Origin of the sequence: Photobacterium sp. OFAV2-7 (assembly GCF_022347985.1) — a bacterium.
Taxonomy (GTDB): domain Bacteria; phylum Pseudomonadota; class Gammaproteobacteria; order Enterobacterales; family Vibrionaceae; genus Photobacterium.
In genome coordinates this window covers 1-9137 of record NZ_JAKRFQ010000102.1, presented here as the reverse complement: position 1 = coordinate 9137, position 9137 = coordinate 1, and the positions used below count along the sequence as shown (strand labels likewise).

At 49.4% G+C, this 9137-nt stretch carries 7 protein-coding genes and 1 riboswitch; of the genes, 3 read left to right on the top strand and 4 right to left on the bottom strand.

Annotated features, from left to right (window positions below; genetic code table 11):
* The first annotated feature begins 164 nt into the window (after nucleotides 1–164).
* Nucleotides 165–335, top strand: a riboswitch (Lysine riboswitch).
* Nucleotides 336–468: 133 nt separating this feature from the next.
* On the top strand, nucleotides 469–1362 hold the full coding sequence (gene dapA / locus MHN01_RS08420) for a 4-hydroxy-tetrahydrodipicolinate synthase (protein WP_239410940.1): 894 nt from the start codon (nucleotides 469–471) through the stop codon (nucleotides 1360–1362).
* A 60-nt stretch (nucleotides 1363–1422) separates the two neighbouring features.
* Here dapA and MHN01_RS08415 read toward each other — a convergent pair whose 3' ends face one another.
* Genes MHN01_RS08415 through MHN01_RS08405 form a run of 3 tightly spaced genes read right to left on the bottom strand, consistent with a single transcriptional unit; the run spans nucleotide 1423 to nucleotide 6261 of the window.
* Nucleotides 1423–1806 carry a hypothetical protein gene (locus MHN01_RS08415; protein ID WP_239410939.1) on the bottom strand — a complete coding sequence of 128 codons (384 nt, stop codon included), beginning with the start codon at nucleotides 1804–1806 and terminating at the stop codon, nucleotides 1423–1425.
* Nucleotides 1807–4998 (bottom strand): efflux RND transporter permease subunit, encoded by a 3192-nt coding sequence (locus MHN01_RS08410; RefSeq protein WP_239410938.1) that lies wholly within the window; start codon nucleotides 4996–4998, stop codon nucleotides 1807–1809. It lies immediately after the preceding gene.
* 12 nt (nucleotides 4999–5010) lie between these two features.
* The gene (locus tag MHN01_RS08405; RefSeq protein WP_239410937.1) at nucleotides 5011–6261 is read right to left on the bottom strand and encodes an efflux RND transporter periplasmic adaptor subunit; all 1251 of its coding nucleotides are present in this window, start codon (nucleotides 6259–6261) and stop codon (nucleotides 5011–5013) included.
* A gap of 176 nt (nucleotides 6262–6437) precedes the next feature.
* On the opposite strand from MHN01_RS08405, the gene MHN01_RS08400 reads away from it, so the two are divergent.
* Nucleotides 6438–7376, top strand: coding sequence for a LysR family transcriptional regulator (locus MHN01_RS08400; RefSeq protein WP_239410936.1), 939 nt, complete (start codon nucleotides 6438–6440; stop codon nucleotides 7374–7376).
* A gap of 3 nt (nucleotides 7377–7379) precedes the next feature.
* Here the strand turns inward: MHN01_RS08400 and MHN01_RS08395 are convergent, their stop codons facing one another.
* The gene (locus MHN01_RS08395) at nucleotides 7380–8315 is read right to left on the bottom strand and encodes a DMT family transporter (protein ID WP_239410935.1); all 936 of its coding nucleotides are present in this window, start codon (nucleotides 8313–8315) and stop codon (nucleotides 7380–7382) included.
* 95 nt (nucleotides 8316–8410) lie between these two features.
* Here MHN01_RS08395 and MHN01_RS08390 point away from each other — a divergent pair.
* A partial coding sequence (locus tag MHN01_RS08390) for a LysR family transcriptional regulator (protein WP_239410934.1) occupies nucleotides 8411–9137 on the top strand: 727 nt, incomplete at its 3' end.

The window sequence follows — 9137 nt, the reverse complement described above, 5'->3', positions numbered from 1 at the left end:
ATATATTCTAGGCGCTACGGTATGAGTAGCGCCTTTCTTTGTACCTTCTTCGACTGTATATTCGAGCACCCTGGCGGCTTATTAAACTCTTTCTGCATAAATATTCACAACATTATTGACACATTACCTTGTTAGATGTTTGAATCAAACTATCCCAAGTTTGTGGGATCAGAAGAGGTGCGTTAACCAGGGAATCTGTTCGAGGTATCCAAATACCAATGACAGCAGATAAGGGGGATTAACGCCGAGATAGGTTTGCGTTTGGAAGTAATACTTATCGGTTGCTGGGGCTGAATCCCCAGGACTGTCACCTATGGTGGAGAGCTTCTGGTGTTTGTGTTTTTTCGCCTTTCTTGTGGCCTCTTGCCCCTGGCGCCTTCGCAATACCAAGCTCTCTTTACGGATAGCAACAAGTTCGGATGAGAGATGCCTAATCACACTACTACTCCCGCTTACGGGAATGAACGTTTGCAACAGACTACATTATGGACGGCCCTCATCACTCCGTTCATGCCTGACGAGTCTATTGATTTTGCAACCCTGAACCAACTCGCCAAGGAACAAGACGCAGCCGGAAACGGGATCCTACTGCTAGGCAGTACCGGCGAAGCACTGGCAATGACCCAAGACGAGCAACAAGCCATTGTCCGGCATGTTTGTGATATGTCACTTTCTGTACCTTTGATGGTTGGTGTCGGCGGTTTTCAGCTGCACCAGCAGCTGCAGTGGCTGGATTTCCTGAAAGATTATCCAATTGATGCCCTGCTCTTACCCGTACCACTTTATGCAAAACCCGGCGCAACCAGTCAGCATAAATGGTTTAGCCGCCTGCTCGATGCCAGCAACTGGCCCTGTATGATCTACAACGTGCCATCTCGTACTGGTGTCGCACTCGATGAGCAAGTACTGGGTCAACTGGCAGCTCACCCCAATACCTGGGCAGTGAAGGAAGCCAGTGGAAGTGCCGAGAAATTCAGTCGTTATTACCACTCAGCACCATCACTTGATTTTTTCTGTGGTGATGATGGCCTGCTCGTTGATTTTATTGCCAACGGCGCGCGCGGCCTGGTATCTGTGGCAGCCAATGCCTGGCCAGAAGCCACAGCACGCTATGTCAGACAGAGCCTTGATCTGGCTGGCAGCACTAACCAATCCGAACCATGTTTCAAAACCTTGTGGCAACAAGCAGGAAACAGCCTGTTTTGCGCCGCAAACCCAATTCCGGTGAAAGCATTAATGAAACGTCAGGGGCGCATTGCGAGTGCTGAGCTTCGCCCTCCTCTTTACAGTGAAGAGTTACAGGAGCTGACCCTGCTTCTGGAAGCAGATGCTGCTGTTAACCGATGGGCAGCAAGTAGCTAATAATAATACGGGGAAGCACCTTTATAGATGCTTCCCCGTTGCTGATTAAACATTTAGCCGTTATAAGCTATCGACGCTCACCAGTTGTTCAGTACTGTTTGGGTCATAATCACACAAACTTGTTCCTATCGGTTCAATAATCCACCCTGAACCAACCGTCAGCTGAACTGGCGCTTCACTCTGGCAATTATCGTCCTCATGAACTTGCCCTCTCATACCGACCTGCAGTAATCGATAATCCTGAGTCCCACCATCAATACGCTGGTTCGGTAGCCTGCCTGCTTCAATATCACCAACTTGCCACAAGTGCTGCTCCACCGAGCGCATTTGAATGCGGGCCAAATCACTCGCAAATATCTCAGGCGGATCACAATCACCACCTACCCAGCTACATGCAGTCAGTAACAATGCCGATGCAATCAAACAGTATCTGAACATATCCATTTAGCTCGCCTCAATCACTCCGTCAGGCCCAACTTTACTTTTCTCTTCTGCTTTATTCAGGGAGGCCCTTCCTAAATATTTGCGTATCAGCACATAGAATACCGGCGTCAGCAACAGACCAAAGATAGTGACACCAATCATGCCGGAGAACACCGCAACCCCCATCGCCTGGCGCATTTCTGCACCGGCACCTGTCGAAATCACCATCGGCAATACACCCATAATGAATGCTATCGAGGTCATCAGGATCGGTCTTAGTCGCTGATGGCTGGCTTCAAGGATGGCTTCCCTTACGGTAAACCCTTCATGCTCCTTCTCGCGGGCAAATTCGACAATCAAAATCGCATTCTTCGTAGCCAGACCAACCAGAACAATAAATCCAATCTGAGTGAAGATATTGTTGTCACCGCCATAGATGATCACGCCAGTAATAGCCGACAATAACGTCATCGGTACAATCAAAATAATGGCTAGCGGCAAGCTCAGGCTCTCGTACTGTGCAGCCAGCACCAAGAAAACTAAAAGCACCACCAACGGGAAAACATACATCGCCGTATTACCTGCCAGCTGTTGCTGATAGGTCAGTTCCGTCCACTCATAGCTCATGCCATGTGGCAGCGTTTCAGCCAAGATTTTCTCCATGGCCGCCTGGGCCTGACCGGAGCTGAATCCTGGAGCCGGAGACGCATTCACCTCGGCGGTAGTGAAGCCGTTGTAGTGCATCACTCGGTCCGGGCCTGCTGAGTGGTGAACTGAAATAAACGATCCCAAGGGAATCATGTCACCGCTTGCATTACGTACCTTCAGCTGAGCAATCTGCTCGGGCTCCTGTCGGAAGCTATCCTGTGACTGGACATTAACCTGATAGTTACGGCCGAACTTGTTGAAGTCATTCACATACAGTGAGCCAAGGTTAATCTGCATCGTGGCAAATATGTCATCCACCGAGACACCCTGCATTTTTGCTTTTTCACGGTTCACTTCGACATCAATTTGCGGCGTATTCACCTGAAAACTGGTAAATGCACCTGTCAGCTCCGGCGCCTGCCAGGCTTTCATGATCACTTGTTGAGTGACTGCATAGAGTTCCTCGTAACCCAGATTTCCTTTATCCTGGATCTGTAGTCGGAAGCCACCGATATTGCCGAGACCATTCACTGGCGGCGGCGGGAAAATCGCAATAAAGGCATCTTGAATACTTGAGAACTTACCGTTAAGCGCCCAGGCAATGGCATTCCCCGACAGGTGCTCTTCCTGACGTTCTGCGAACGGTTTCAGCGTGACAAATACCACTCCTGAACTTGGACTGTTAGTAAATCCGTTGATGTTCAGGCCCGGGAAGGCAACCGACGATTCAACACCGGGATGTGCCAGCGCAATGCTCGACATTTCACGAATCACATCTTCAGTCCGATCCAGCGACGATGCGTCAGGCAACTGAGCAAACGCGACTAAATACTGCTTATCCTGCGATGGTACATAACCGGTTGGTGTTTCAACAAACTGGTAGCCTGTCAGAGCCAATAGGCCGGCATACAACACCATGACAATACCCGCACCACGGATCACTCGTTTCACCGTACCGGAATAGGCATTACTGCCCCAGTCAAAGAAACGGTTAAACGGAACGAACAACCAGCGTCCGAACAGCCAATCAATCAGCTTGCTCAAACCGTCTTTCGGCGCTGTTTTACTGCGCAGGAGCAATGCAGATAACGCCGGGCTCAGGGTCAGCGAGTTCAGTGCCGAAATCACCGTCGAGATGGTAATCGTCAGGGCAAACTGGCGATAGAACTGACCGGTCAGGCCCGACATAAATGCTGTCGGGATAAATACCGCAGCCAACACCAGGGTAGTTGCAATGATCGGACCCGTTACTTCCTTCATCGCCTGCCTGGATGCCGCTACCGGCGGTAAGCCGTTTTCGATATTTCGCTCAACGTTTTCGACCACCACAATCGCATCATCGACCACAATACCAATGGCCAGTACCAGGCCAAACAGCGAGAGCGCATTAAGCGAGAAGCCCAAACCATGCATAATGGCGAAGGTACCGATTAGCGAAACCGGAACGGCTGCAAGAGGAATGATCGCCGCGCGCCAGTTTTGCAGGAACAGTACCACCACTACGACAACCAGCAATAAGGCTTCAAATAGTGTCTTCACTACCGCATCGATAGAACCACGCACGAACACTGTCGGATCATAGACAATTGAATAATCAACGCCTTGTGGAAAGTTCTCTTTGAGCTCGGCCATTTTGGCGCGGACACCATCAGAGATCTCGATGGCATTTGAACCCGGACGCTGGAAAATCGGAATAGCTACAGCATGTTTGTTGTTCAACAGCGAACGTAATGAATAGCTATTGGCACCCAGTTCAACACGTGCAACATCGCTCAGACGAACAATTTGCCCTTGTTCACCGACTTTGATCACGATATTACGGAACTCATCTTCCGTGCTCAGACGGCCTTTTAGGTTGATCAGCAACTGGAAGTTATTTTCAGCCGTAGGCTGCGCGCCAAGACTACCGGCAGCCGCTTGCTGGTTCTGCTCACGGATCGCATTTACAACGTCCATTGCCGTCATATTCAGGGCAGCTAGTTTAGGCGGATCGAGCCATATTCGCATCGAGTACTCACCGGCACCGAACAGACGAACGCTACCCACCCCTTCAACACGCGCCAGCTCATCTTTTACATTGAGGTTGGCGTAGTTCGACAGGTATAGCATGTCATGACTATCATCCGGCGAGGTTAAGTGCACCACCATCGTCAGATCCGGTGATGACTTTTCGGTGACTACGCCCAGGCGCTGTACTTCCTGCGGCAACCGAGGCAGTGCACGCGCTACCCGGTTTTGTACCAGCACCTGCGCATCGTCAATATCGGTTCCCAGCTCGAACGTCACCGTCAGGCTGAGGTTCCCGTCCGACGTAGCCTGCGAAGACATATACAACATGCCTTCAGTACCATTAATGGCCTGCTCCAATGGCGTTGCTACCGTGTCACCGATCACTGTCGGGTTGGCTCCAGGATAGCTGGCCGTTACCACCACTGTTGGTGGAACCACTTCCGGATATTCGGTAACAGGTAATTGAAAGACGGCGATGGCACCGGCAATCATGATCATCAAAGAGATGACCCCTGCAAATATCGGCCGTGATATAAAGAATTGAGAAAACTTCATTGTTACTGTTCCTTAGCCGCGCTTACCTGCAAGCGGATCACTGCTGGCTATCGTGACTTCTGCCTGTAGCTCATCAACCCGTTGTTGCTGACGTTTTATCTGTGCCAATGCCTCTTCGCTGGCCATTGCTGCCGGAGTTGGGTTCACAGCGGCTCCCGGACGAACACGTTGCAGCCCTTTCAGCACAATCGTATCCCCAGGCTGCAGGCCATCGCTGACCAATCGTAAGCCGTTGTGTTTTTTACCCAACTTAACCGGGCGATACTGAACCTTGTTATCCTGATCCAATACCAACACGAATTTGGTATTTAGATCGGTGCCAACAGCTTTGTCATCGATTAATACACCCTGATAGCTGGCACTTCCTGCCACTTTGATCCGCGCAAATAGACCAGGCGTAAATCGACCATCAGTATTTTCAAACACGGCGCGACCACGAATGGTACCGGTCTGCTCGTTGATTTGGTTATCCATGAAATCGATATGACCGGTGTAAGGGAAACCCTGATCATCAGCCAGTCCCATCATGACCGGGGATTTGTTGTCATGGGAATCAAGACGGCTACCTTCTCGTGCCAGACGCTTGTATTTGAGGTACGTCTGCTCATCGGCATCAAAGTAGGCATAAATCGTGTCCGTCGATACCACTGTTGTTAGCAGGCTCTGCCCTGCCGTGACATAGTTACCTTTAGTGATCAGAGCACTGGATACTCGACCGGAAATTGGTGCTTTAACCTGGGTATATTCAAGATCCAGTTTTGCCTGATCCAAGGCAGCCTTACGAGACTGTACTCTTGCATTGGCCTGCTGATAGCTTGCCGCGCGGTTATCTAGCTCTTCCTGAGAAATCGCATTCTTCTTAATCAGCTTCTTGCCGCGTGTTAGCTGGCGCTGAGCAAGTAGCGCCTGACTTTCAGCATCAACCAGATCAGCTTTCAGTCGGTTTACCTGAGCTTCGAGAGGCTTGGCATCAATCATGAACAAGATATCACCTGCTTTGACCAGTGCCCCTTCCTCAAAGACAACCTGCTCGACGTAGCCAGATACTCTCGGTCTCAGCTCTACGGTCTGCGGAGCCTGAAGGCGGCCGGTGAACTCATCCCACTCGGTAACCCTTTCACTTATCACTTGCGCTACCGTGATTTGCGGAGCAGGCGGTTGATTCATCCCGGCCTGTTCTTCGCGCTGTGGTTGGCAGGCCATCAGCACGCTGGCAGCGACGGTGGCGAGAACCAGGTTGCGTAGTCCTTGTTGGGTTTTCATTTTTTTCTCCATGGAATGTCGTTCTTTGGAGGCATTCTATGTCGATTGACACATCACAAATAATTTTAAATCTTTATCACACACATAATATTTTGTGATGTATTGAGCAGGACTAGCCATTAAATACATAAAATACTATGATGTATCACACCTCAATTGATAAACAGAACGACAGTATGCGCCCACAAGAACTTAACCTTTTGGTGATTTTTGATGCCATCATGACTGAAAAATCGATTACTCGTACTGCCGAGCGATTATCAATGACCCAGCCGGCGATCTCTAATGCTGTCGCCAGAATGCGAGCAGCATGGAAGGATGATTTGTTTGTCAAAGACGGCCGTAACATTCAGCCGACAACGTATGCCAAGAACCTCTGGGACCAAATCCGCGATCCTTTGCACAGCCTCAACCAGGCGATCGAGCCTGATGTATTTGATCCTCAAACAGCCAAACGTACTTTTAGGATTGCGGTCAGTGATATTGTCGTAGATACCGTATGGCTCGACTTACGCCGTTATTTTGAAGCCCATGCACCGGGCATTAACCTGCATGCCGTACCCTATACCATTACCAATGCCCAGCAAGTATTGGATGATGCGGAAGTTGATCTGGTGATGGGGGAAACTGTTCCTGCCCCAGAAAGTATTCGATCGACTCATCTTCTAGATATCTGTCACGTCTGCGCCATGCGCAAAGACCATCCGTTGGCTAAACCGGATTTAACCATTGAGGAATTTGCCAGCGCCGACCACCTGCTGGTGTCATTATCAGGTGACAGTTATGGCGCCACAGACAGAGCTCTTCATCAGCTCGGAATGACGCGACGCGTTGCCGTTACAGTTAACCATTTTTCTTCTGCTGCACCGCTTCTCATCGACAGTGACCTAGTGGCAATCTTGCCTGCCGCAGCAACCTATAAACACGTTGCCAGCGGCAAGCTATCAGTAACTCACAGTCCGGTTGAAATCCCGCGCGGCTCTGTGTCGATGTGGTGGCACAAACGCCAGGACGAAGATGCAGGCCTGCAATGGCTAAGAGATCATATTCAGGAGAAGTTTGTTACCCGCTGGAACCAGAACATGCGGGAAGTATATGACTGTGTGTGCTCGTAGTTGCTATAGCTTTCTTGTCACAACGCTGGAGATGTTCATTTTAGTTTGAACAAACAACTTAATACGAGCGTTGCTGTTTGCTATCACCACACCAGATGTTACCAGCACAATCCCAACCAATTGCGTGAAGTACGGCATTGTTCCCTGTGCCAAACTGATCACAAGCGTAAAAACAGGAATGAGATTAAACATCGAGGTCACTTTTCGTGGCCCGATCACCTGCGTACCCTGCATCCAAAAATAATAAGCCACCAGCGTACCGCATATACCCATATACAAAATTATCGCCATATCGCTTTGGGTCATCGACTGAATGGCCATGAATGGTTGCTCTAGCCAGCTGGCAACCAACACCATTTGAAAAAATCCTGCTCCCAGCGTCCAGCGCAGAAACTGACTCAACGGAATATGCGACACCCATTTTTTCGCCAATACCGTATACAGGCAACCGCTAAACAAGGCTAACAAAGCCAGAACATCCCCGGACTGAATTACTAGTTGCTGCCAATTCCCCTTGGTAAGCACCAATAAAACACCGGCAAGGCTAACCGCCGTCCCTATAAGGTGATCTCGCGTAATTTTCGTGTTCAAAATCAATGCAGACAATAACAAACCGGCCAATGGCATATTGGCAATAATGATAGAGGCATTCACCGCAGAAGTATGATCCAAGCTGATGAAGATTGCACAGTTTTGCACCAGCACACCAATAAAAGCCAGTACCAATAAATAGATTTTGTCACGTCGGCTAAGGATAGACTCTGGGCTACGACGCAATAATCTAAGCAACAACAAACAAGCACAGGCAACTCCAAAGCGAATAGTTGCCGCTACAATAGGCGTCATTGATGGACTAAGCCCCTGAATCGCATTGAAATTGCTCCCCCAAAAGAAAATGGCCAATAGCACCCCAAGCCAGACTTTTGTTGAATGTCTCATAGAATTACCTACCGAGTGGATTTACATTGTCTTGGCAGGATATAGATTGCATAATTGATTATTAATAGCCAATAATAAGAGTCTAGCTATCAATTATGAGAGGCCATTCCCTAGATGATTTACACCTCTTTGTACTTACAGCCCAATATCAGAGCCTGACGCAGGCCGCAACGAAAATTGGAATGCCTCTGGCTACACTGAGCCGGAGAATTAAGAAGCTTGAAGAGCAACTCAACTGTCGCCTGATCGATCGCAGTGCCCACCATTTTGCTTTAACCACCGACGGCGAGCGCTACTTCCAACTCAGTCAGCCCTTCATTACCGGTCTCAATAACGTGAAAGATTTGATTGAGCTCGACCGCGAAGAACTCACTGGCCAAATCAAGATCTCGGCACCAATCAACATGACTCAAGTGTGGCTCAAACAATGCATTTATGACTTTGCCTTCAAGCACCCGGCCATCCAGATTAACCTGCAAGTGCAGAACGAAAAAATCGACCTGATCTCGGAGCAAGTCGATGTCACTTTTCGTGTTGGAGATCCTATTGAACCCGACTGGATTGCGAGAAAGCTTTGGCAAATCCCGTTTGCCCTTTGTGCCTCTACCCTTTACCTGGAGCAACCCCCGCCGATTGCTCACCCATTGGAACTGTCACAACACCGATTGTTATCTATCAGCCCTTCGAAGGTTTGGCAGATGTATCACCAGCATAGCGGTGATAGCTTCTCTGTGGACGTTGACTCTCCCTTTCAGTCCAACGATGTATTGCTGATAAGAGACGCGGCCCAACAAGGACTTGGGATCGCCTGGATGCCTCCTT

Excerpts from the sequence above, each read along its gene's own strand:
- MHN01_RS08395 (WP_239410935.1), bottom strand. The coding sequence starts at position 8,315 with ATGAGACATTCAACAAAAGTCTGGCTTGGGGTGCTATTGGCCATTTTC.
- MHN01_RS08405 (WP_239410937.1), bottom strand. The coding sequence starts at position 6,261 with ATGAAAACCCAACAAGGACTACGCAACCTGGTTCTCGCCACCGTCGCT.
- MHN01_RS08415 (WP_239410939.1), bottom strand. The coding sequence starts at position 1,806 with ATGGATATGTTCAGATACTGTTTGATTGCATCGGCATTGTTACTGACT.
- MHN01_RS08400 (WP_239410936.1), top strand. The coding sequence starts at position 6,438 with ATGCGCCCACAAGAACTTAACCTTTTGGTGATTTTTGATGCCATCATG.
- MHN01_RS08410 (WP_239410938.1), bottom strand. The coding sequence starts at position 4,998 with ATGAAGTTTTCTCAATTCTTTATATCACGGCCGATATTTGCAGGGGTC.